The sequence below is a fragment of the Pseudomonas marginalis genome, assembly GCF_900105325.1.
Lineage (GTDB): Bacteria > Pseudomonadota > Gammaproteobacteria > Pseudomonadales > Pseudomonadaceae > Aquipseudomonas > Aquipseudomonas marginalis.
The window spans coordinates 446,797-467,561 of the sequence record NZ_FNSU01000003.1; the positions used below are offsets into that span (position 1 = coordinate 446,797).

Annotated in this window: 18 protein-coding genes; 13 read left to right on the forward strand and 5 right to left on the reverse strand. The window is 61.4% G+C overall.

Annotated elements, in window-relative coordinates:
* The first annotated feature begins 75 nt into the window (after positions 1-75).
* The 4 genes from BLW22_RS11395 to BLW22_RS11410 all read left to right on the forward strand — a co-directional run bounded on the left by BLW22_RS11395 (position 76) and on the right by BLW22_RS11410 (position 4,463).
* A complete protein-coding gene (locus BLW22_RS11395; RefSeq protein WP_065927960.1) occupies positions 76-1,053 on the forward strand; it encodes a thiamine pyrophosphate-dependent dehydrogenase E1 component subunit alpha in 978 nt (325 codons plus the stop codon).
* Between the two features lie 26 nt (positions 1,054-1,079).
* Entirely contained in the window at positions 1,080-2,099 is a 1,020-nt protein-coding gene (locus BLW22_RS11400) for an alpha-ketoacid dehydrogenase subunit beta (RefSeq protein WP_027606544.1), read from the forward strand.
* Entirely contained in the window at positions 2,096-3,199 is a 1,104-nt protein-coding gene (locus BLW22_RS11405) for an acetoin dehydrogenase dihydrolipoyllysine-residue acetyltransferase subunit (RefSeq protein ID WP_074846348.1), read from the forward strand. The genes BLW22_RS11400 and BLW22_RS11405 overlap by 4 nt, the downstream gene beginning before the upstream one ends.
* Before the next feature lie 115 nt (positions 3,200-3,314).
* Entirely contained in the window at positions 3,315-4,463 is a 1,149-nt protein-coding gene (locus BLW22_RS11410) for an integrase core domain-containing protein (protein WP_065924691.1), read from the forward strand.
* 130 nt (positions 4,464-4,593) lie between these two features.
* On the opposite strand, the gene BLW22_RS11415 is transcribed toward BLW22_RS11410, so the two are convergent.
* Entirely contained in the window at positions 4,594-5,481 is an 888-nt protein-coding gene (locus tag BLW22_RS11415) for a helix-turn-helix domain-containing protein (protein ID WP_065927958.1), read from the reverse strand.
* Between the two features lie 138 nt (positions 5,482-5,619).
* Here BLW22_RS11415 and BLW22_RS11420 point away from each other — a divergent pair, with 138 nt between their 5' ends.
* Genes BLW22_RS11420 through BLW22_RS11435 form a run of 4 tightly spaced genes read left to right on the forward strand, consistent with a single transcriptional unit; the run spans position 5,620 to position 9,855 of the window.
* Positions 5,620-6,978, forward strand: coding sequence for a glutamine synthetase family protein (locus BLW22_RS11420; protein ID WP_065927979.1), 1,359 nt, complete (start codon positions 5,620-5,622; stop codon positions 6,976-6,978).
* Positions 6,979-7,000: 22 nt separating this feature from the next.
* A complete protein-coding gene (locus tag BLW22_RS11425; protein WP_027606540.1) occupies positions 7,001-8,089 on the forward strand; it encodes a polyamine ABC transporter substrate-binding protein in 1,089 nt (362 codons plus the stop codon).
* Positions 8,086-9,381 (forward strand): NAD(P)/FAD-dependent oxidoreductase, encoded by a 1,296-nt coding sequence (locus BLW22_RS11430; RefSeq protein ID WP_074846351.1) that lies wholly within the window; start codon positions 8,086-8,088, stop codon positions 9,379-9,381. Before BLW22_RS11425 ends, BLW22_RS11430 begins: the two co-directional genes overlap by 4 nt.
* A gap of 57 nt (positions 9,382-9,438) precedes the next feature.
* Positions 9,439-9,855, forward strand: coding sequence for an SRPBCC family protein (locus BLW22_RS11435; protein WP_065927955.1), 417 nt, complete (start codon positions 9,439-9,441; stop codon positions 9,853-9,855).
* A 335-nt stretch (positions 9,856-10,190) separates the two neighbouring features.
* Here BLW22_RS11435 and BLW22_RS11440 read toward each other — a convergent pair whose 3' ends face one another.
* Entirely contained in the window at positions 10,191-11,585 is a 1,395-nt protein-coding gene (locus BLW22_RS11440) for a sensor histidine kinase (protein ID WP_065927954.1), read from the reverse strand.
* Positions 11,563-12,246, reverse strand: coding sequence for a response regulator transcription factor (locus BLW22_RS11445; protein ID WP_027606536.1), 684 nt, complete (start codon positions 12,244-12,246; stop codon positions 11,563-11,565). Before BLW22_RS11445 ends, BLW22_RS11440 begins: the two co-directional genes overlap by 23 nt.
* 324 nt (positions 12,247-12,570) lie before the next feature.
* On the opposite strand from BLW22_RS11445, the gene BLW22_RS11450 reads away from it, so the two are divergent.
* On the forward strand, positions 12,571-13,476 hold the full coding sequence (locus BLW22_RS11450) for a hypothetical protein (RefSeq protein WP_065927953.1): 906 nt from the start codon (positions 12,571-12,573) through the stop codon (positions 13,474-13,476).
* A gap of 222 nt (positions 13,477-13,698) precedes the next feature.
* Here the strand turns inward: BLW22_RS11450 and BLW22_RS11455 are convergent, their stop codons facing one another.
* Positions 13,699-14,607, reverse strand: coding sequence for a MurR/RpiR family transcriptional regulator (locus BLW22_RS11455; protein ID WP_074846354.1), 909 nt, complete (start codon positions 14,605-14,607; stop codon positions 13,699-13,701).
* A gap of 79 nt (positions 14,608-14,686) precedes the next feature.
* Positions 14,687-15,892 carry an ISL3 family transposase gene (locus BLW22_RS11460; protein WP_065924368.1) on the reverse strand — a complete coding sequence of 402 codons (1,206 nt, stop codon included), beginning with the start codon at positions 15,890-15,892 and terminating at the stop codon, positions 14,687-14,689.
* A 315-nt stretch (positions 15,893-16,207) separates the two neighbouring features.
* Here BLW22_RS11460 and BLW22_RS11470 point away from each other — a divergent pair, with 315 nt between their 5' ends.
* From BLW22_RS11470 to BLW22_RS11485, 4 genes are all read left to right on the forward strand, one after another.
* Positions 16,208-18,145 carry a bifunctional 5-dehydro-2-deoxygluconokinase/5-dehydro-2-deoxyphosphogluconate aldolase gene (locus BLW22_RS11470; RefSeq protein WP_074846357.1) on the forward strand — a complete coding sequence of 646 codons (1,938 nt, stop codon included), beginning with the start codon at positions 16,208-16,210 and terminating at the stop codon, positions 18,143-18,145.
* A 101-nt stretch (positions 18,146-18,246) separates the two neighbouring features.
* A complete protein-coding gene (iolE, locus tag BLW22_RS11475) occupies positions 18,247-19,140 on the forward strand; it encodes a myo-inosose-2 dehydratase (protein WP_065927951.1) in 894 nt (297 codons plus the stop codon).
* On the forward strand, positions 19,137-19,925 hold the full coding sequence (gene iolB / locus BLW22_RS11480; RefSeq protein WP_065927950.1) for a 5-deoxy-glucuronate isomerase: 789 nt from the start codon (positions 19,137-19,139) through the stop codon (positions 19,923-19,925). Before iolE ends, iolB begins: the two co-directional genes overlap by 4 nt.
* Positions 19,926-19,948: 23 nt before the next feature.
* Entirely contained in the window at positions 19,949-20,764 is an 816-nt protein-coding gene (locus BLW22_RS11485; protein ID WP_065927949.1) for a TIM barrel protein, read from the forward strand.
* The last annotated feature ends 1 nt before the right edge of the window (position 20,765 follow it).

Here is a 20,765-nt window from a genome sequence, read left to right on the forward strand (position 1 = left end):
ACAGGCTGTGCTGAACCGCTTGCAGCTGGCCGCAGCCAGCCTTTTGTGTGTCGAGACAACCTGGAGAACAACAAGATGTCCACCCACCTGTCCACCGATCAATTGCTGCATGCCTACACCGTGATGCGCACCATCCGTGATTTCGAAGAACGCCTGCATGTTGAATTCGCCACCGGCGAGATCCCCGGTTTCGTGCACCTGTATGCCGGCCAGGAAGCCAGCGCAGCGGGGGTCATGGCCCACCTCAACGATGAAGATTGCATCGCCTCAAACCACCGTGGCCATGGCCATTGCATCGCCAAGGGCGTGGATGTGTTCGGCATGATGGCCGAGATCTACGGCAAGAAAACCGGCGTGTGCGGAGGCAAGGGCGGCTCCATGCACATCGCCGACCAGGAGAAGGGCATGCTCGGCGCCAACGGCATTGTCGGGGCGGGTGCGCCGTTGGCGGCGGGCGCCGCGCTGGCCTCCAAGCTCAAGGGCAGCCAGGGCGTGGCGGTCGCATTTTTCGGCGACGGCGGCTCCAACGAGGGCGCGGTGTTCGAGGCGATGAACCTGGCGTCGATCATGAAACTGCCGTGCCTGTTCGTTGCCGAGAACAACGGCTATGCCGAGGCCACCGGTTCCGGCTGGTCGGTGGCGTGCAAGGACATTGCCGAGCGGGCGGTGGGCTTCGGCATGCCGGGGGTGATTGTCGATGGCAATGACTTCTTTGCCGTACACGCGGCGTTGGGCGTGGCCGTGGAGCGTGCACGCAAAGGCGACGGGCCGACCTTGGTGGAAGTCAAGCTGAGTCGCTTCTACGGCCACTTCGAAGGCGATGCACAAACCTATCGTGGCCCGGACGAGGTGAAGAACCTGCGCGAATCCCACGACTGCCTCGCACTGTTCCGCCAGCGCTGCAATGCCGAAGGCTGGCTTGACGCGGCCCAATTCGAACGTATCGACGGCGAGGTCGCGCAGTTGATCGACGACGCCGTGCGCCTGGCCAAGTCCGATCCCAAGCCCCAGGCCGCCGACCTGCTCAGTGATGTCTACGTCGCCTACCGCTAATAACTACAAGACTCGGAGAGAATTTCATGGCTCGCAAAATCAGCTATCAGCAGGCAATCAACGAAGCCCTGGCCCAGGAAATGCGCCGCGACCAGAGCGTGTTCATTATCGGCCAGGACGTCTCCGGCGGCACCGGTTCCCCCGGCGAGCAGGACGCCTGGGGCGGTGTGCTCGGCGTGACCAAGGGCCTGTACCCGGAGTTTCCGGACCGCGTACTCGATGCGCCGTTGTCCGAAGTCGGCTACGTCGGCATGGCCGTCGGCGCCGCCACCCGTGGCATGCGCCCGGTGTGCGAATTGATGTTCGTCGACTTTATCGGCTGCTGCCTCGACCAGTTGCTCAACCAGGCCGCCAAGTTTCGCTACATGTTCGGCGGCAAGACCACCACGCCGCTGGTGGTGCGCGCCATGTACGGTGCCGGCCTGCGCGCCGCCGCCCAGCATTCGCAGATGCTCACCTCGATGTGGACGCACATTCCCGGCCTCAAGGTGGTGTGCCCGGCCACGCCGTATGACGCCAAGGGCATGCTGATCCAGGCGATCCGCGACAACGACCCGGTGATCTTCCTCGAACACAAGATGCTCTACAGCCTCCAAGGTGAGGTGCCGGAAGAGCTGTACACCGTGCCGTTCGGCGAAGCCAACTTTGTGCGCGAAGGCCGCGACGTGACCCTGGTGACCTACGGCCGCATGGTGCATATCGCCCTGGAAGCCGCCGCCAACCTGGCACGCCAGGGCATCGACTGCGAAGTGCTGGACCTGCGCACCACCAGCCCGCTGGACGAAGACAGCATCCTCGAGAGCGTGGAGAAAACCGGGCGCCTGGTGGTGATCGACGAGTCCAACCCGCGCTGTTCCATCGCCACCGACATCAGTGCGTTGGTGGCCCAGCAGGGCTTCTCGTTCCTGCGTGCGCCGATCGAGATGGTCACCGCGCCGCACACGCCGGTGCCGTTTTCCGATGCGCTGGAAGACCTGTACATCCCCAACGCCGCGAAGATCGAGGCCGCGGTGCTGAAGATCGCCGACAAGAGGAACGCCGCATGATCCATACCTTGACCATGCCCAAGTGGGGGCTGTCGATGACCGAAGGCCGCATCGACGTCTGGCTCAAGCAGCCCGGCGACCGGGTGGAGAAGGGCGAGGAAGTGCTGGACGTCGAGACCGACAAGATCTCCAGCAGTGTCGAGGCGCCGTTCAGTGGTGTGCTGCGCCGCGTGCTGGCGCTGAGCGACGAGACCTTGCCGGTGGGCGCGCTGCTGGGGATCGTGGTGGAAGGTGAGGCCAGCGAGGCGGAGATCGATGCGGTGATCGAAAGCTTCAACGCCGGGTTCGTCTCAAGCAGCGCCGAAGCCGAAGCCACCGGGCCGAGTGCGCAGAAGGTCGAGGTGGGCGGGCGCTTGCTGCGCTATCTCGACCTGGGCGACGGCGGTACGCCGCTGGTGCTGGTGCATGGCTTTGGCGGCGACTTGAACAACTGGCTGTTCAACCAACCGGCCCTGGCCGCCGAGCGCCGGGTGATCGCCGTGGATTTGCCGGGGCATGGCGAGTCTGGCAAGCATCTGCAAACCGGTGACGCCGAGGAGCTGAGCCAGGCCGTGCTGGCCTTGCTCGATCACCTCAAGCTCGAGCGCGTGCACCTGGCCGGGCACTCCATGGGCGGCTTGGTCAGCCTGACGCTTGCCGGCCAGGCGCCGGCGCGCGTTGCCTCGCTGACCCTGATCGCCAGCGCCGGGCTGGGTGCGGACATCAATGGCGATTACTTGCAAGGTTTCACCGAAGCCAATAACCGTAACGCGCTCAAGCCGCAACTGATGCAACTGTTCAGCGACCCGGCGCTGGTGACGCGGCAGATGCTGGAGGACATGCTCAAGTTCAAGCGGTTGGAAGGGGTGGACCAGGCGCTTCGTCAGCTCAATGGCCAGTTGTTTGAGGATGGGCGCCAGCGCCTGGATTTGCGCAACGTAGTGGGGCAGCAACCGAGCCTGGTGATCTGGGGCAGTGACGATGCAATCATCCCGGCCGGCCATGCCCAGGGGCTGGAGGCCCAGGTGGAGATTCTGCCGGGGCAGGGGCATATGGTGCAGTTGGAGGCGGCGGAGCGGGTTAACCAACTAATCTCAACCTTCCTAAAATCCCAACCTTGAAATGCAATTCAATGTGGGAGGGGGCTACACCCGGTACAAACCGGGGACATCGTTTACATTTCTAACCGGGGACATGGTTTACAGGCTAATACGCATGATCAGGAGGTAACTGATCATGCCCTGGAACCAAGAGTCCCCCATGAATCAAAGAATCAAGCTGGTAGCTGATTGGCTTTCTGGCAACTTCACCAAAAGCCAGTTGGCACGCCGCTTTGACGTTAGCCGACCTACCGTCGATAAGTGGATTGCCCGGCACGACGGCGATTTGAGGTCTTTATCCGAACTGTCCCGGCGACCTCACAACAGCCCAAATAAAACCGACGACGAGATTTTGGCCCGTGTAGTCGCGATGAAGGAGGCTCACGATAAATGGGGGCCGAAAAAGCTTCTCGAGCTATTACGGCTGGAAGATCCCTCCGTCACCTGGCCCTCTCCAAGTACGGCCGGTCAATGGCTTGACCGACTTGGGCTCGTCAAAAAGCGGCGCTTCAAACGCCGACACAGCATTTCCCACGCACAAATGCGAAAGGCCGACGAACCTAACAAGACGTGGTGTGCTGACTACAAAGGGCAGTTCAAGATGCTTAATGCTCAGATGTGCTTCCCTTTGACCGTCACAGACCATGCGTCGCGGCTGATTTTAGCGTGCAGGGCCCATCCCAAGATCATGACCCAGCCTGTAAAACAGGCCTTTGAGAGGCTTTTTCAGGAGTACGGCATGCCGGAAGTTATCCGTTCGGACAACGGGGTACCGTTCGCCTCTCCTGGCCTGGCAAGAATATCCACACTGGCAGTTTGGTGGATTCGGCTGGGTATTTATCCCGAGCGAACCATGCCGGGAAGACCCGCCCAGAATGGTCGCCATGAACGAATGCACCGTAGCTTGAAACTTGAGTTGCCCTTAGGGAAAAACTTAGTCGAGCAGCAGCTTTTGCTGGAGCATTTCAGGCATGAGTTTAATTACGTACGCCCTCACGAAGCGCTCGGCATGAAACGTCCGGGAGACTTGTATGTGCCGTCCACCCGAATTTATCCAGGATGCTTGCCCGATGTGGAATATCCGGCAGAAATGAAAGTTCGAAGCGTCAGGCAGGACGGATCGATCAAGTGGAACGGCAAGTTGGTATTTATCAGCGAGGCGCTGTCCGGGGAAAGGATAGGGCTCAAAGAAGCTGAAGATGAAGCTTGGGATTTGTACCTGTGTGATTATCCCTTGGGGAGGCTTGGACGAGGTATGACCCGCGTCCAGGCCTCAAATGTGTAAACGATGTCCCCGGTTTCAGATGTAAACGATGTCTACGGTTCTACACCCCGATTGCGGTAGTTCAGATACAGAGATGTTGACTGACCCATCGCCATCGGGGCAAGCCCCCTCCCACATTTTCAGATGCATTTCAAAGTGAGTGCTTGAGGGTTTCGCTCGGCAGCTCTTTGAACAACGCTCGATAGCTGTTAGAGAACCGCCCCAAATGCCAGAACGACCAATTCATCGCCACCTCGGCCACGGTCGTTCCGGCACCGCTCAACAATTCCCGCCGTGCCCCGTTCAACCGGCGCAGGCGCAACCACTGCGCCGGGCTCATCCCGGTGTAGGTCTTGAACCCTTGTTGCAACTGGCGCAGCGGTACGCCGGCAATCCGCGCCAGTTCCAACAGGTTGACGGTTTCGTCCGGCGCATCCGCCGCCCACTCGCCTATGCGCGCCATCAACCGGCGTTCTTCACTGCGCTTTTGCAATGAGCTGCGATCCAGGCACACGCAGGCGTTGTCGAGGATGAACAGGCAGTCGTCGAGCAGTTGCTGAGTGAGGGAAACGGGGTCGATGACCGTGGACAAGCGCGTCAGGGTGCCACTCAGCCAGCGGCTGAACAGCGCGTTCTGCTGGCAGGTCAGCGGCGCCATGAACAGGCCTTCCAGCGTCTCCACATCCAGGCCGTGGCGCTGCACGAATTGCGGCCCGAACACCACCGCCACTTCGCGGTAGTTTTCCGGGGTGATCCAGGTGTTGCGGCTTTCGCCATTGAGCAGATACAGCGCGTTGTCGCTGCCATCGAAACAGAACGCCAGCGCGCCCGGCGGTGCGTTGAAGTGCTGCTCCACACGGGTGTTCATGCTCTCTTCGTACACCTGCACACCGTGCAGGTCGAGGTAGCGGACGCGCCCGGCAAAATGCCCCGGGGACATCTGCTGGTACTGCTGCACCCAACCGGGTGTCGCACGGCATTGGGCGGCCACATCAGCGGTGGTGAAGGCCTGTACGCGCAAAGCGGTTGCCTGGGTCATGGGTGATCCGTGCGCACTCTATTGGTGCGTTGTGCTGCGTGCAAAGTGGATAGATGGCCTGTGAAGGCTGGCCCAAGATAGACCTCAATGCGCCGCGAGTACAAGCCGGCGCAGCACCCACCCCATGATGAGGTCCTTATGAACGCCCCCTTCGATCAGCTGTCCGCCTGGCTGAAAGAACACAAGATTACCGAAGTCGAATGCGTGATCAGTGACTTGACTGGCATCGCACGCGGCAAGATTGCGCCCACCAACAAGTTCCTGCATGAGCGAGGCATGCGCCTGCCGGAGAGTGTGTTGCTGCAAACGGTAACCGGGGACTTTGTCGACGACGAGATCTACTACGACCTGCTGGACCCGGCCGACATCGATATGGTCTGCCGCCCGGTGGCCAACGCGACCTACGTGGTGCCGTGGGCCATCGAGCCCACCGCGATTGTGATCCACGACACCTTCGACAAGCATGGCAACCCCATCGAACTGTCGCCGCGCAACGTGCTGAAGAAAGTCCTGCAGCTTTACACCGACCGGGGCTGGCAGCCGATTGTCGCGCCGGAAATGGAGTTCTACCTGACCCAGCGCTGCGAAGACCCGGACCTGCCGCTGAAAACCCCGATTGGCCGGTCCGGCCGTGCCGAAACCGGGCGCCAGTCGTTCTCCATCGATGCGGCCAACGAGTTCGACCCGCTGTTCGAAGACGTCTACGACTGGTGCGAAGCCCAGGGCCTGGACCTCGATACGCTGATCCATGAAGACGGCCCGGCGCAGATGGAAATCAACTTCCGCCACGGCGATGCCCTCGACCTGGCCGACCAGATCACCGTGTTCAAACGCACCCTGCGCGAAGCCGCGCTCAAGCACAATGTGGCCGCCACCTTCATGGCCAAGCCGGTGGCCGACGAGCCCGGCAGCGCCATGCACCTGCACCAGAGCGTGGTGGAGATCGCCACAGGCAAGCCGGTGTTTGTCGACGCCGACGGCAACATGAGCCCGCTGTTCCTGCACCATATCGGCGGCCTGCAGAAGTACATCCCCAAGCTGTTGCCGATGTTCGCGCCCAACGTGAATTCGTTCCGCCGCTTCCTGCCGGACACCTCGGCGCCGGTCAATGTGGAGTGGGGCGAAGAAAACCGTACCGTCGGCCTGCGCGTGCCCACCTCGAGCCCGGATGCGATGCGCGTGGAAAACCGTCTGCCGGGCGCCGATGCCAATCCCTACCTGGCCATTGCCGCCAGCCTGCTGTGTGGCTACCTGGGGATGATCGAACAGATCGAACCCAGCGCCCCGGTAGAAGGCCGCGCCTATGAGCGCCGCAACCTGCGCCTGCCGTTCACCCTCGAAGACGCCCTGGCGCGGATGGAGGACTGCGACACGGTCAAGCAGTACCTGGGCGACAAGTTCGTGCGCGGCTACGTCGCGGTCAAGCGCGCCGAGCACGAGAATTTCAAGCGGGTGATCAGTTCCTGGGAGCGTGAGTTCCTGCTGTTGAGCGTCTAAAAAACACAAAAGGGGTGTCGATATGCGTCTTGTGAACAAGCTTCTTCCGCTGGCCCTGGTGGCCGCGTTCAGCGGTGCCGGCCAAGCCGCGCCGACGGTGAGCGTCTACAACTGGACCGACTATATCGGCGAGACCACCCTGGCGGATTTCCAGGCCAAGACCGGGATCAAGGTGATCTACGACGTGTTCGATTCCAACGAAACCCTGGAGGGCAAGTTGCTCGCCGGTCGCACCGGCTATGACGTGGTGGTGCCGTCCAACCACTTCCTGGCGCGCCAGGTAAAGGCCGGCGCGTTCCTCAAGCTCGACCGTTCGCAGTTGCCCAACTTCAAGAACCTCGACCCCAAGCTGCTCAAGCTGCTGGAGAAAAACGACCCGGGCAATGCGCACTCGGTGCCGTACCTGTGGGGTACCAACGGCATCGGCTACAACGTCGACAAGGTCAAGCAGGTGTTGGGTATCGATCATATCGATTCCTGGGCGGTGCTGTTCGAACCGGAGAATCTCAAGAAGCTCAACCAGTGCGGCGTGGCCTTCCTCGACTCGGCGGATGAGCTGTTCCCGGCGATCCTCAACTACATGGGCAAGGACCCGCGCAGTGAGAACCCCGAGGACTACCAGCAGGCCGAGGCCAAGCTGTTGACGCTGCGGCCGTACATCACCTACTTCCATTCCTCCAAGTACATTTCGGACCTGGCCAACGGCGATATCTGCGTGGCGTTCGGTTATTCCGGTGATGTATTCCAGGCCGCCAACCGCGCCAAGGAAGCCAGGAACGGCGTGAATATCGCCTACTCGATTCCCAAGGAAGGCTCCAACCTGTGGTTCGACCTGCTGGCGATCCCGGCCGATGCGAGTCACCCGAAAGAGGCCCATGCCTTCATCAACTACCTGCTCGACCCTGAAGTGATCGCCAAGGTCAGCGCCTCGGTCGGTTACGCCAATGCCAACCCGGCGGCGAAGGCGTTCATGGCCCCGGAACTGGTGAACAACCCCGAGGTGTACCCGTCCCAGGCCGTGCTCGACAAACTCTATATTTCCACCACGCCGACCCCGGCGACCATGCGCCTGATGACGCGCGCCTGGAGCAAAGTGAAGACCAACAAATGATCCCATCCAGCGACCACGCCCGTTCCTACTACCTTGCGTCGGCGAATGCCATGCCGGAGCGCCCGGCACTGGGCGCCGACCTGAGCGCCGATGTCTGTGTGATCGGCGTTGGTTTTACCGGGGTCAACACCGCTATCGAACTGGCCCAACGCGGGCTCTCGGTGATCCTGCTGGAGGCCCGGCGTATCGGCTGGGGCGCCAGCGGGCGCAATGGCGGGCAGTTGATTCGCGGGATCGGCCACGATGTGTCGGGGTTCGCCAAGTACGTGGGCGAGGAGGGCGTGCGTTACCTGGAACGGGCCGGGATCGAGTCGGTGGCCCTGGTGGGCGAGCGCATTCGCGAGCATGGGATCGACTGCGACTTGCGCTGGGGATTTGCCGAGCTGGCCAACACCCCGGCGCAGTTCGCTGCGTTCAAGGGCGAGCAGGACAGCCTGGCGCGCCTGGGTTATGTGCATGAAACCCGCCTGGTGGGCCCGCAGGACATCCGCGACGTAGTGGATTCGACGCAGTATGCCGGCGCCTTGGTGGACATGGGCTCCGGGCACCTGCACCCGCTGAACCTGGTGCTCGGCGAGGCGCAGGTGGCCGAGTCCCTTGGGGTGCGGATCTTTGAGCACACCGAAGTGCTGGAACTGATCCACGGCGACACGGTGCAGGTGCGTTGTGCTGGCGGCACGGTACGCGCGGCCAGCCTGGTATTGGCCTGCAATGCGCACCTGGAGGAACTGGAACCGCGCCTGAGCGGCAAGGTGCTGCCGGCGGGCAGCTACATCATCGCCACCGAACCGCTGTCGGTTGCACAGGCCAATCAGTTGATCCCGCAGAACCTGGCGCTGTGCGACCAGAAAGTCGGCCTGGATTACTACCGGTTGTCCGCCGACCGTCGCCTGTTGTTCGGCGGCGCCTGCCATTACTCGGGGCGCGATCCCAAAGACATCGCGGCCTATATGCAGCCCAAGATGCTCAAGGTGTTCCCGCAATTGGCCGACACCGCCATCGCGTTCCAGTGGGGCGGCAGGATCGGCATCACCGCCAACCGTTTCCCCCAGGTCGGGCGGCTCAAGCAATACCCGAACGTGTTCTACGCCCAGGGCTATTCCGGGCATGGGCTCAACGTGACCCACTGGTGCGCGCGGCTGCTGGCCGAAGGCATACACGCGGGCCACAGCCAGGGCCTGGATATTTTCAGCCAGGTGCCGCACATGACCTTTCCCGGCGGCAAGGCGTTGCGCTCGCCGCTGCTGGCGTTGGGAATGGCGTGGCATCGCTTGCGGGAATTGATGCATTGAAGTCCGGGGCGTGGCAGGCTGTGCACGACGTTTTCCTACGACTTTTGGAGATTTAGCGTGCCAACAGCATCTGCAGTGATTGAAATCCCGGTATCGGCCGAGACGGTCTGGCACTTGGTGGGTGGCTTCAACAGCCTGCCGGACTGGCTTCCGTTTATCGCCAAGAGCGAGCCCGGTGAAGGTGGCCGCGTGCGCCATCTGACGACCGCCGACGGCGGTGTGATCGTCGAGCGTTTGCAGACCTTCGATAACGTCGGGCGTACTTACAGCTACACCATTGAAGAGTCGCCGTTTCCGGTGAGTGCCTATCTTGCGACCGTGCAGGTTGAGGCGTTGAGTGATTCGTCGGCGAAAGTGACCTGGTCCGGTGTGTTTACCCCGGCGGCGGGTACTACGGAGGCGGCGGTGGAAGAGCTGTTTGCCGGGATGTACAAAGGCGGGGTCGAGGCGTTGCGCGCCAACTTCCCGGCCTGATTCGTTCTACCAGGCAATGCAAGACTAATGTGGGAGGGGCGATAGCTATCTTCACAACTTTCAGAGACTGGCGAGTTGCCCTGTGGTGAGCGGGCTTGTCGAATCGTCGCACCGCCCGCGTTGGGCTGCGCAGCAGACCCAAAACCAGGCGCTGCGGTTTACCTGACAGAACACAGGGAGCCTGATTGGGGCTGCTTCGCAGCCCAGCGCGGGCGGTGCGACGATTCGACAAGCCCGCTCACCACAGCAAACCCGCTCACCACAGTTACAGTGTTCCTCCTTAACTGACTGGCATTGGGGCAAGCCCCCCTAGTTTGACCTCACTGGCTTATGGATCAGGCTTCGGGCATCAGTTGCTGGCGACACTCCAGCACCAGGCGCGCGCCGCCTTGCTCGCTGGTGCCGACTTCCAGCTTGAACCCATGCAGGTTGATGATCGCCGCCACGATCGACAAACCCAACCCAAACCCGCCTTGCTGGTCGCCTTCATCCACCCGATAAAAGCGCTGGAACACCGCATCGCGTTCCGCCGCCGGTATGCCGGGCCCGGAGTCGTGCACTTCGATGCGCGTGCTGCCGGCATCGTTGAGTCCCCGCAGGATCACTGCGCCGCCCGCTGGAGAGAACTTGATGGAGTTGCTCAGCAGGTTGGCCAGGGCTTCGAACAACAGGGCGCGGTCGCCGGTGATCCATGGCAGGGACTCGGGGACTTCGAGTCGCAACTGCAATTCGCCTTCCTCGGCCAGGGGCAGGTAGAAGTCATGCAACTCGCGCAGCAGCGGCAGCGGGTCCATGACCAGGAAACCGGAACGGCGCTGGTGGTCTTCCAGCTCGGAGATACGCAGCAGCCCGCGAAAGCGCGCCATCAGGGTGTCGGTCTCGGCGATGGCGTCGTCCAGTTTCACCGCGTAGCCGGAGTCCTGCTCGGCCTCCTGGCGGATGCGGTAGAGCTGCGCGCGCAGGCGGGTCAATGGGGTGCGCAGGTCGTGGGCGATGTTGTCGCACACGCCCTTGACCTCGTTCATCAGCTTCTCGATGCGATCGAGCATGGCGTTGACGATGGCCGCGAGCATGTCCAGTTCGTCACGCCGGTTGGACAGCGGCAAGCGGTGGGTGAGGTCGCCGGCGACGATGGCTTCGGCGCTGGCCTGGATCCCGCGGATCCGGCGCAGCGGGCGGCGACGCAACAGATGCCAGCCGGCGGCGCCGGGGATAATGGTCAGGGACAGCGCCCATAGCAGGGCATGCCAGATGATCCGCGTCACCCCGAACAGCGAGCCATTGGCGCGCACCAGTACCAGCCAGCGGCCGTCGTCGGTATGGCTGGCGACGGCGTCGCAGCTGTCCTTGGGCAGTTTGGGGTCGTCGGAGTCGACGCAATTGGCCAGGGCGTGGATCTTGCCGTCCAGCGGCAGGTCGGGGGGAATCGCGCGGATCGGCCCACTCAAGGGGCGGAACTGCTCATCGAACAGGCCGTAGGCGTCCACGCCCTTCATGTCGAAGGTCATGCTGGTGGTCAACGCTTCCACCAGTTCTTCGCCGTCGAAGCGCTGGAACAGGTGCTGGCGTTGCATCAGCGAATGGCGCGACAGGTCACTCAGGTAACCCGAGACCTCGTAATACAGCACCCCCATGAGGATGCAGCTCCAGGCCACGAACAACGAACTGTACAGCGCCAGCAAGCGGCTGCTGGATGAGCGCCAGCCCTTAGAGGGGTTCAGCAATGACATAACCGGAACCTCGTACCGTGCGGATCAGCGGCGGGAGGCCCGGTGGATCGATTTTCTTGCGCAGGCGGCCGATGTGCACGTCGATCAGGTTGGTGCCCGGGTCGAAGTGATAGCCCCAGACTTCCTCGAAGATCATCATCCGCGACAGGATCTGCCCGGTGTTGCGCATCAGGAATTCCAGCAGTTTGTATTCGGTGGGCAGCAGGCTCAGGGGCTGGTCGGCACGGCTGGCTTCGCGGCTGATCAGGTTCAGTTCCAGGTCGGCCACGCGCAGGGCGGTTTCGAATTCCTTGACCGTGCTTTTGCGGCGCAGCAGCACTTCGACGCGGGCGGCCATTTCGTCGGAGGCGAAAGGCTTGGTCAGGTAGTCATCACCGCCGGCGCGCAGGCCACGCACGCGCTCGTCGACGTCGGAGAGGGCGCTGATCATCAGGATCGGCGTCGATACGCCGATGGTGCGCAGGGTGGTGACGATGGCCAGGCCGTCGAGTTCCGGCAGCATGCGGTCGAGGGTGATCAGATCGTAATCACCACTCACGGCGCGGACCAGGCCTTCGCGGCCGTTGTCCACCCAATCTACGTCCAGTCCATGGCTACTCAGCTCGGCGACGATCTCGCGGGCCGTTACGGCGTCATCCTCGATGGTCAAAATGCGGGTCATAGGATTACCTGGTGAGCGATTCACACTAGAAGTGGGGGCATTTTGCCAAGAAACGGCTGAACGCTTCCTAAATAAAACTTCATGTTGGCAAAACTGACACAACTTTCATGACGGGTACCGGCCGGGGAGCAATCTCCTCCCACAGGGAATGCATTACGCCCGCCTGCAACAATCATTTCTTGCAAGTTGCATGGTTCAGGCAAGTTCAATTTACTTAACCTGTTGAAATACAACGGATTTAATTTTAAGCGCGACTGGCATGCTGCCTGCACTGTCCCTTTTGAGACTTGTAACACTATTTTTCCTGCCGGGAGCACCATAACAATGATCACATCGTCATCCACGCTGCAAGAGTCGAGCGCGCGCTCCGGGGTTTCCTGGGGGGCTATCTTTGCCGGGGCCGCTGCGGCGGCTGCGTTATCCCTGATTCTGGTATTGCTGGGCTTCGGCCTGGGTTTCTCGGCGGTGTCGCCGTGGGCCGACAGCGGCATCAGCGCCAAGGGGCTTGGCATTTCCACGATTGTCTGGCTGGCCTTTACCCAGATCGTCGCCTCGGGCCTGGGGGGTTACATCGCCGGCCGGTTGCGGGTGAAGTGGGCCAATATGCATGGCGATGAAGTGTACTTTCGCGACACCGCCCATGGTTTCCTGGCCTGGGCCGTCGCCACGCTGATCACTGCCGTGCTGGTGGTCGGTTCGGTCAGCAGTGTGGTCACCGGCGGCGTGAAAGCCGGTGCCAGCGTGGCAGCCGGTGCGGCCAGCGGTATCACCCAGGCCGCAGGCAGCGCAGCCAAAGGCGTCAACGGCGGCGATTTTGACTACTACGTCGACAGCCTGTTTCGTGACGATCGCCCGGTTGCCGTCAGTGATGACGCTGCCCATGGCGTGGTTGCGCGCATTTTTACCCGCACCCTGAGCAACGACGGCCAACTCGCCGCTGAAGACCGTGCCTACCTGGCCCAGTTGATCAGCCAGCGCACCAACCTCAGCCAGGCCGATGCCGAAGCGCGTATCGACAAAGTCTACGGCGACGCGCGTAAAGCCGTCGAAGACGCCAAGCTCAAGGCCAAGCAAGCCGCTGAAACGGCCGCCAAAGTCGCCGCTTATACCTCGCTGTGGACCTTTGTCGCCCTGTTGATCGGCGCCTTCTTTGCCAGCTTCGCTGCAACCTTTGGTGGCCGTCGCCGCGATGCCGTGGTGTACGTCGAAACCGAAACCTACGTTCGTTAATTCAAGGAGAACACCATGCGCTCATTACTTCTGTGGTTCCTCGGCGTGCCGATCCCGGTGATCATCCTGATCGCAATTTTCATGCACTGATCCCCGGCCTATCTCGGTCCATTGTGGGAGGGGGCTTGCTCCCGATAGCGGTGTATCAGTTGATGTTGCTGTCGACTGACACTCCGCTATCGGGCAAGCCCCCTCCCACATTTGATTTGCGGTGTTTGATAGTCAGTCATCAAACCCGACCTGCTCGTGAATCTCATCCACCTTCAACTCCAACCGATACGCCACGGCAATAAACAACGCCTGGCACAGGCACAAGGTGGCGCTCAATGAGCGGAAGGCAAACGACGAGCCTTCATTCACCAGCAGCACCGCGTTGGCCCGCTTGGCCAGGGGCGACAGGTTGCTGTCGGTGATGATCAGGGTCTTGGCCTGATGGTGCTGGGCGATCCGCAGGCAGTGCTGGGTCTCTTTGCCGTAGGGCGTGAAGCTGATGGCGATCACCAGGTCATTGGCGCGCACGCTGCGCATCTGCTCGCGATAGCTGCCGCCCAAACCGGAAATCAGGTGGATGCGCTTGTTGGTGTGCTGCAGGTTGTAGACCAGATAATCGGCCACCGCGAACGACCGGCGCACCCCAACCACGTAGATATTGTCGGCGTTGACCACCAGGTCGACGGCCTTGTCGAAGGCCACATCATCCAGTTCCAGCCCCAGGCGCTCGATACCCGAGAGGGTCGCGTTGACGCACTCGCGGGCCAGGTCGCCGCCGCTGGCTTTCTGCGACTTGTTGGCGATCATGCTGCGGATGCGCTGCTGGTAGTTCTGCACCGGTGTGGTCTTGTGGGTGTAGGCCTCGCGAAACAGCGCCTGCATCTCACTGAACCCACTGAAGCCGAAACGCTGGGAAAACCGCACGATCGCCGAGGGGTGCACTTCGCATTCGCGGGCGATGTCGCTGATGCGGTCGACCATGATCCGGTCGCTCTGCTGGCTCATGTAGCTGGCGATGCGCTTGAGCTGGCGCGGCAGGCTTTCGTACTCGTCGGTGATCAGCTGCAACAGGCGTTCGGCATTGATCGGAAGGCTGGCGATGGTGTCTTCCAGGGTGGTCTCGGGATCGGTGCGGGACATGGGCAATCCTTCTGGCGTGTTCTTCTGATGCGCTGGTGGGTGGCGCAAGTCTACAGGGTAGGCGTAAAAAAATGGTTCATCACGGATTACCGGGAAAGACGCTCTTGATCTTCATGAAGAAGAATTCGCTATCCCGGTAACCGTACGCCATCCGTTTGATGACCTTTATTCGATTGTTTATTCCTTCCAACTGACCGGTGTGCATCGGCCAGCGAACCCGACTGACGATGCCCCGCCAATAACCCTTTAGCCGTTTGGCAAACTGGATCAGAGCCGGTATTTCGCTTTCATATGCATGGCGCAGCCATTGCTTCCAGGCCGATCTCCAGGTCCAGGCAGTGCTCGGTGTCCAGAGCGTTTTGAGTTCAGCCTTCATCAAATAAACTGTCATCAGCGATTGGTTGGCCTCCAATAAATCCTGCAAATGGACCTGTTGTTCCGGCGTTTTCAGGTTCTGTGGGTTACGCAGCAACAGCCATCGTGCCTGCTTGATGACCTTGCGAGCCGGCTTGTTATGACGCAGCCGATTAGCTTCGTCGACGCGGACCCGATCAATCACCTCTCGGCCATATTTGGCCACCACATGGAAAAGGTCGTAGACCACTCGCGCTTTCGGGCAATGCTGGCGAACCTCCAGATCAAAAGCAGTATTCATGTCCATCGCCACCGCTTCGATTCGAGCGCAGCCCTCCGGCCCCAGTTCCTCGAAGAACGGCCTGACTGCCGCTCGGCTACGGCCTTCACCGATCCACAGCACTCGTCGTGTATCGGCATCCAGCACAACGCTGGCGTAACGATGACCTTTGAATAACGCGAACTCGTCCATGATCAGGCGTCGTGGTTGCGCCTTCGGCAACTCACTCAACACCGCCTGCAAGGCTCGACGCTCCAGCAACCGAACAGTGTCCCAATGCAGTCCAAACATCTGGGCCACGTGCAGGGTGGGAAGGCGCTCGCAGGCCTGAATGACCGCCTCGGCCAAGCGGCGCGTCATGCGGGCATAGCGATCCAGCCAACTGACGGCCTCCATGCGTTTTCCACAGTCGCGGCAGCCAACACGCCTGAGCAAAATGCTGAGGCGCACCGCGCGACCGAGAATGGGCAGATCACGAACGGTTCGCTCACAATACTCATGAGTGGTTGAACAAGGTTTTTGGCAGCCGCCGCAGGAAGGGAATCGGGTGGCGTGGGGAATCAGATCGATCTTTAGAGCGTCACCATCGGGCTTGATCGTGACGACAGAAAAGCCCTCCCAAAAAGGAAGGAAAGTATTAATATCACGCATAAGAACGCCGGTTTTTTAGATGTGTTTGCTCGCACGAACATCATCAATCAAATCGGCGTTCTTGTTTCTGTGTTTCCCGGGATTCCGTGATGAACCAAAAAAATACCCCGGCATCACGGCCCGCGTGGCCTGCTGAAACGATGCACGGCAGCTGGCATGCCCCTATGCTGACGTATTGGAAAAAATATTCCACTAAAAATAATTCTGGAATAAATATTGATTGCCGCCGCCGGACGTTCTAGTCTGCTCCCACCAAGAGCGTTTGCCGTCGCCACGACGGCACAACGCAGGCTGATAAAAATAACAGGAGCCAGCATGGGCCAGACTCGTTTTGCCAGTGGGCGTCAATTGGATCTGATTTGCCTCGGGCGCCTGGGCGTCGACCTCTACGCACAGCAAGTAGGTGCGCGGCTTGAGGACGTGTCCAGCTTCGCCAAATACCTCGGCGGTTCCTCCGCCAATATCGCGTTCGGCACTGCCCGGCTGGGGCTCAAGTCGGCGATGTTGAGCCGGGTGGGGGACGACCATATGGGCCGTTTCCTGGTGGAATCCCTGGCCCGCGAAGGCTGCGATGTCAGCGGCATCAAGGTCGACCCGGAACGCCTCACCGCCATGGTGCTGCTGGGCCTCAAGGACCGCGAAACCTTCCCGCTGGTGTTCTACCGCGAAAACTGCGCCGACATGGCCCTGCGCGCCGAAGACGTCAACGAAGCCTTTATTGCCTCGAGCAAAGCCTTGTTGATCACCGGCACGCATTTCTCCACCGACGGCGTGTACAAGGCCAGCATCCAGGCCCTGGACTATGCGGCCAAGCACAACGTCAAGCGCGTGCTGGATATCGACTACCGCCCCGTGTTGTGGGGCCTGGCGGGCAAGGCCGATGGCGAAACCCGGTTTGTCGCCGACCAGAACGTCAGCCAGCATGTGCAGAAAATCCTGCCGCGTTTCGACCTGATCGTCGGCACCGAAGAAGAGTTTTTGATTGCCGGCGGCAGCGAAGATCTGCTCACCGCCTTGCGCACCGTGCGTGAACTGACCCCGGCGACCCTGGTGGTCAAGCTCGGCCCGCAAGGCTGCACGGTGATCCACGGTGCAATCCCGGCGCGCCTGGAAGAGGGCGCCATCTACCCTGGCGTGCGGGTTGAAGTGCTTAACGTGCTGGGCGCCGGCGATGCCTTTATGTCGGGCTTCCTCAGCGGCTGGATCAATGACGCCAGCGATGAGCGTTGCAGCCAGTTGGCCAATGCCTGCGGTGGTCTCGTGGTCTCGCGCCACGCCTGTGCGCCGGCCATGCCGACCCCGGCCGAACTGGATTACCTGTTCAACAGCCCGGTGCCGATCACCCGGCCTGACCAGGACGCGACCCTGCAACGCCTGCACCGCGTCACCGTGCCGCGCAAGGCCTGGAAGCAGCTGTTCATCTTTGCCTTCGATCACCGCTGGCAACTGGTGGAACTGGCGCAACGCGGCGGCCAGGACCTGACCCGGATCAGCGAGATCAAGCAGCTGTTTATCCAGGCCATCGAACGCGTGGAGAAAAAGCTCGCCGAGCAGGGCGTCGAGGCCGATGTGGGCCTGTTGGCCGACCAGCGCTTCGGCCAGGACGCGCTCAATGCCGCCAGCGGTCGCGGCTGGTGGATCGCGCGTCCGGTGGAGGTGCAGAACTCGCGGCCCCTGGCGTTCGAACATGGCCGCTCGATCGGCAGCAACCTGATTGCCTGGCCCCAGGAACAGATCATCAAGTGCCTGGTGCAATACCACCCCGACGACGAGCCCATGTTGCGCCTGGAACAGGAAGCGCAGCTCAAGGCGGTGTACGAGGCGTCGGTGACCAGCGGCCATGAGCTGCTGCTGGAAGTCATCCCGCCCAAGGATCATCCGTCCACTTACCCGGACGTGCTCTATCGCAGCCTCAAGCGCCTGTACAACCTGGGTATCTACCCGGCGTGGTGGAAAATCGAGGCACAGTCGGCCGAGGACTGGACAAAGCTCGACGAACTGATCCAGGAACGCGACCCGTACTGCCGTGGCGTGGTGTTGCTGGGCCTGAACGCCTCGGCCGAATGCCTGTCCGCCGGCTTCCAGCAAGCCAGCCAGAGCAGCACCTGCCGTGGGTTTGCCGTGGGCCGCACGATTTTCCAGGAGCCGAGCCGTTTGTGGATGGCGGGGGAGATCGATGATGAGACGTTGATCCAGCAGGTCCAGGCGACCTTTGAGCAGTTGATCAACGCCTGGCGCAGTGCCCGAGGCTGAACCAAGTTCTTAATTTGAAATGCAATCCAATGTGGGAGGGGCTTGCCCCCTCCCACAGAAAGCAGATCTCAGTGATACCAGAAAATAATAAAGGTGCAGCCATGCCCGCAATCCGAATTGGCATCAACCCGATCTCCTGGAGCAACGACGACCTTCCGGCCCTCGGCGGTGAAACCCCGCTGAGCACCGCCCTGAGCGAAGGCAAGGAAATCGGCTACGAAGGTTTCGAGCTCAACGGCAAATTCCCCAAGGACGCAAAGGGCGTCGGCGACGTCCTGCGCCCCTATGACCTGGCGCTGGTCTCCGGCTGGTACTCCAGTCGCCTGGCCCGTCGCTCGGTGGCCGAAGAAATCGAAGCCATCGCCGGCCACGTCGAACTGCTGAAACAAAACGGCGCCAAGGTGCTGGTGTACGGCGAGGTGGCCGATTCGATCCAGGGCTCGCGCATTCGCCTGATCGAGCGTCCTCGGTTTCAGAGTGAACAGGCCTGGCAGGACTACGCCGACAAACTCACGGAGCTGGCGCGTTTCACCCTGTCCCAGGGCGTGCGCCTGGCGTACCACCATCATATGGGCGCGTATGTCGAATCGCCTGAAGACATCGATCAGTTGATGGGCCGTACCGGGCCGGAAGTCGGCCTGCTGTTCGATTCGGGCCACTGCTATATGGGCGGCGGCGAACCCATCGAGGTGTTGCGCAAGCATATCGACCGCGTCTGCCACGTGCATTTCAAGGACGTGCGCAAAGCCGTGGTGCAACTGGCGCGCAACCAGATGTGGAGCTTCCCCGATTGCATCGTCAACGGCACCTTCACCGTGCCCGGGGATGGCGATATCGATTTTGCCGAGTTGCTCGATGTGCTGATGGCCGCGAAATACGCGGGCTGGCTGGTGGTAGAAGCCGAGCAGGATCCGGCCGTGGCGCCCAGCTACGTCTATGCGAAAAAGGGCTATGACACATTGCGTGCGCTTCTCGATGAGAGGACCCAACCATGAGCTTGCTGGTAAAGAGCAGTAAACGCGGACAAACCATGGTCGCCCTGGAAGAGGGCCGCCTGGAATACGTAGGCTTTGCCGCCTACCGCCTGAGCCTTGGCGAAACATTGCCGGTGACTGCCGGCGATCAGGAGCTGTGCCTGGTGCTGCTCAGCGGTCGGGTCAATATCGAAGGCGAGGGCTTCAACTGGCAGAACCTCGGTGATCGCCAGTCGGTGTTCGAGGACAAATCGCCGTTCGCCGCCTATCTGCCGCCGGGTACCGATGCCCAGGTCACGGCGTTGAGCGACGTGCAGATTGCCGTGTGCGCCGCACCGGGTGCTCCGGGTTTCGAGCCACGCCTGATCCGTCCTGAACAGTGCAAGCGCAGCGTACGCGGCAAAGGCGCCAATACCCGCTACGTGTGCGACATCCTGCCGGACACCGACCCGGCCCATTCGCTGCTGGTGGTGGAAGTGCGCACGCCGTCCGGGCATTCGTCGAGCTACCCGCCGCACAAGCACGACACCGACGACCTGCCGCACCAGAGCTTTCTTGAAGAGACCTACTACCACCAGATCAACCCGCCCCAGGGCTTCGTGTTCCAACGGGTGTACACCGACGACCGCAGCATTGACCAGGCCATGGCCGTGGAAAACAGTGATCTGGTGGTGGTGCCCAAGGGCTATCACCCGGTCAGCGTGCCGTATGGCTACGAGTCTTACTACCTGAACGTGATGGCGGGCCCCAAGCGCGCCTGGCATTTCCACAACGACCCGCAGCACAGCTGGCTGCTGGACCTTTAAACGGTGTTGGACGGAGAACAACAATGAAGTCGCCTCTACGCTTTGCCCTCAACCGTATGGTCGCGCCCAACCTGTCCCTGCCGGATTTCATCCAGCTGGCCGTGGCCTTGAAATGCGATGCCATCGAGATTCGCAACGACCTCAAGGATCGCCAGATCGAATACGGCACCCCGGCCGGCCGCGTGCGCGAATTGTGCGCGGCCCAGGGCATCACGGTGCTGTCGATCAACGCGCTGTACCCCTTTGATGTGTGGAATGACGAGCGCCGCGCCCAGGCGATAGCGCTCGCCACCTATGCCCGCGAATGTGGTGCGCAAGGCTTGGTGATGTGCCCGTTCAATGAACCCGGCGACACCCGCAACGAAGCCCAGCGCGCCGCCGGTTTGCGCACCGCGTTGAGCCAACTGGCGCCGATCCTGCGCGAGTACGGGATTCTCGGGTTTATCGAGCCCCTGGGCTTTGAAGAATGTGCCATGCGCCGCAAGCGCGTGGCGGTGGATGCGATCCAGTCCATCGGCGGCCTGGATGTATTCCGCCTGGTGCACGACACCTTCCACCACCACCTGGCCAGCGAGCATGAGTTCTTCCCGGAACTGACCGGGCTGGTGCATATCTCCGGCGTGGAAGATGCCGAGGCGCCGCTCAATTCGATCCGCGACGGCCACCGCGTGCTGGTGGGCGAGGGCGATATCCTCGGCAATACCGCGCAGATCGACACCTTGCTCAGCAGCGGTTACAGCGGCTACCTGTCGTTCGAACCGTTTGCGACAAGCGTGCACGAGCTGGCGGATATCCAGCAGGCCTTGGGGGCAAGCATCGCCCACCTGCAGAAACGATAAG

Coding starts and splice junctions, on each gene's coding strand:
- BLW22_RS11430 (WP_074846351.1), top strand. CDS start 8,086: ATGATCCCATCCAGCGACCACGCCCGTTCCTACTACCTTGCGTCGGCG.
- BLW22_RS11400 (WP_027606544.1), top strand. CDS start 1,080: ATGGCTCGCAAAATCAGCTATCAGCAGGCAATCAACGAAGCCCTGGCC.
- BLW22_RS11405 (WP_074846348.1), top strand. CDS start 2,096: ATGATCCATACCTTGACCATGCCCAAGTGGGGGCTGTCGATGACCGAA.
- BLW22_RS11485 (WP_065927949.1), top strand. CDS start 19,949: ATGAAGTCGCCTCTACGCTTTGCCCTCAACCGTATGGTCGCGCCCAAC.
- BLW22_RS11445 (WP_027606536.1), bottom strand. CDS start 12,246: ATGACCCGCATTTTGACCATCGAGGATGACGCCGTAACGGCCCGCGAG.
- iolB (WP_065927950.1), top strand. CDS start 19,137: ATGAGCTTGCTGGTAAAGAGCAGTAAACGCGGACAAACCATGGTCGCC.
- BLW22_RS11420 (WP_065927979.1), top strand. CDS start 5,620: ATGAACGCCCCCTTCGATCAGCTGTCCGCCTGGCTGAAAGAACACAAG.
- BLW22_RS11395 (WP_065927960.1), top strand. CDS start 76: ATGTCCACCCACCTGTCCACCGATCAATTGCTGCATGCCTACACCGTG.
- BLW22_RS11415 (WP_065927958.1), bottom strand. CDS start 5,481: ATGACCCAGGCAACCGCTTTGCGCGTACAGGCCTTCACCACCGCTGAT.
- iolE (WP_065927951.1), top strand. CDS start 18,247: ATGCCCGCAATCCGAATTGGCATCAACCCGATCTCCTGGAGCAACGAC.
- BLW22_RS11410 (WP_065924691.1), top strand. CDS start 3,315: ATGCCCTGGAACCAAGAGTCCCCCATGAATCAAAGAATCAAGCTGGTA.
- BLW22_RS11425 (WP_027606540.1), top strand. CDS start 7,001: ATGCGTCTTGTGAACAAGCTTCTTCCGCTGGCCCTGGTGGCCGCGTTC.
- BLW22_RS11455 (WP_074846354.1), bottom strand. CDS start 14,607: ATGTCCCGCACCGATCCCGAGACCACCCTGGAAGACACCATCGCCAGC.
- BLW22_RS11440 (WP_065927954.1), bottom strand. CDS start 11,585: ATGTCATTGCTGAACCCCTCTAAGGGCTGGCGCTCATCCAGCAGCCGC.
- BLW22_RS11470 (WP_074846357.1), top strand. CDS start 16,208: ATGGGCCAGACTCGTTTTGCCAGTGGGCGTCAATTGGATCTGATTTGC.
- BLW22_RS11460 (WP_065924368.1), bottom strand. CDS start 15,892: ATGCGTGATATTAATACTTTCCTTCCTTTTTGGGAGGGCTTTTCTGTC.
- BLW22_RS11450 (WP_065927953.1), top strand. CDS start 12,571: ATGATCACATCGTCATCCACGCTGCAAGAGTCGAGCGCGCGCTCCGGG.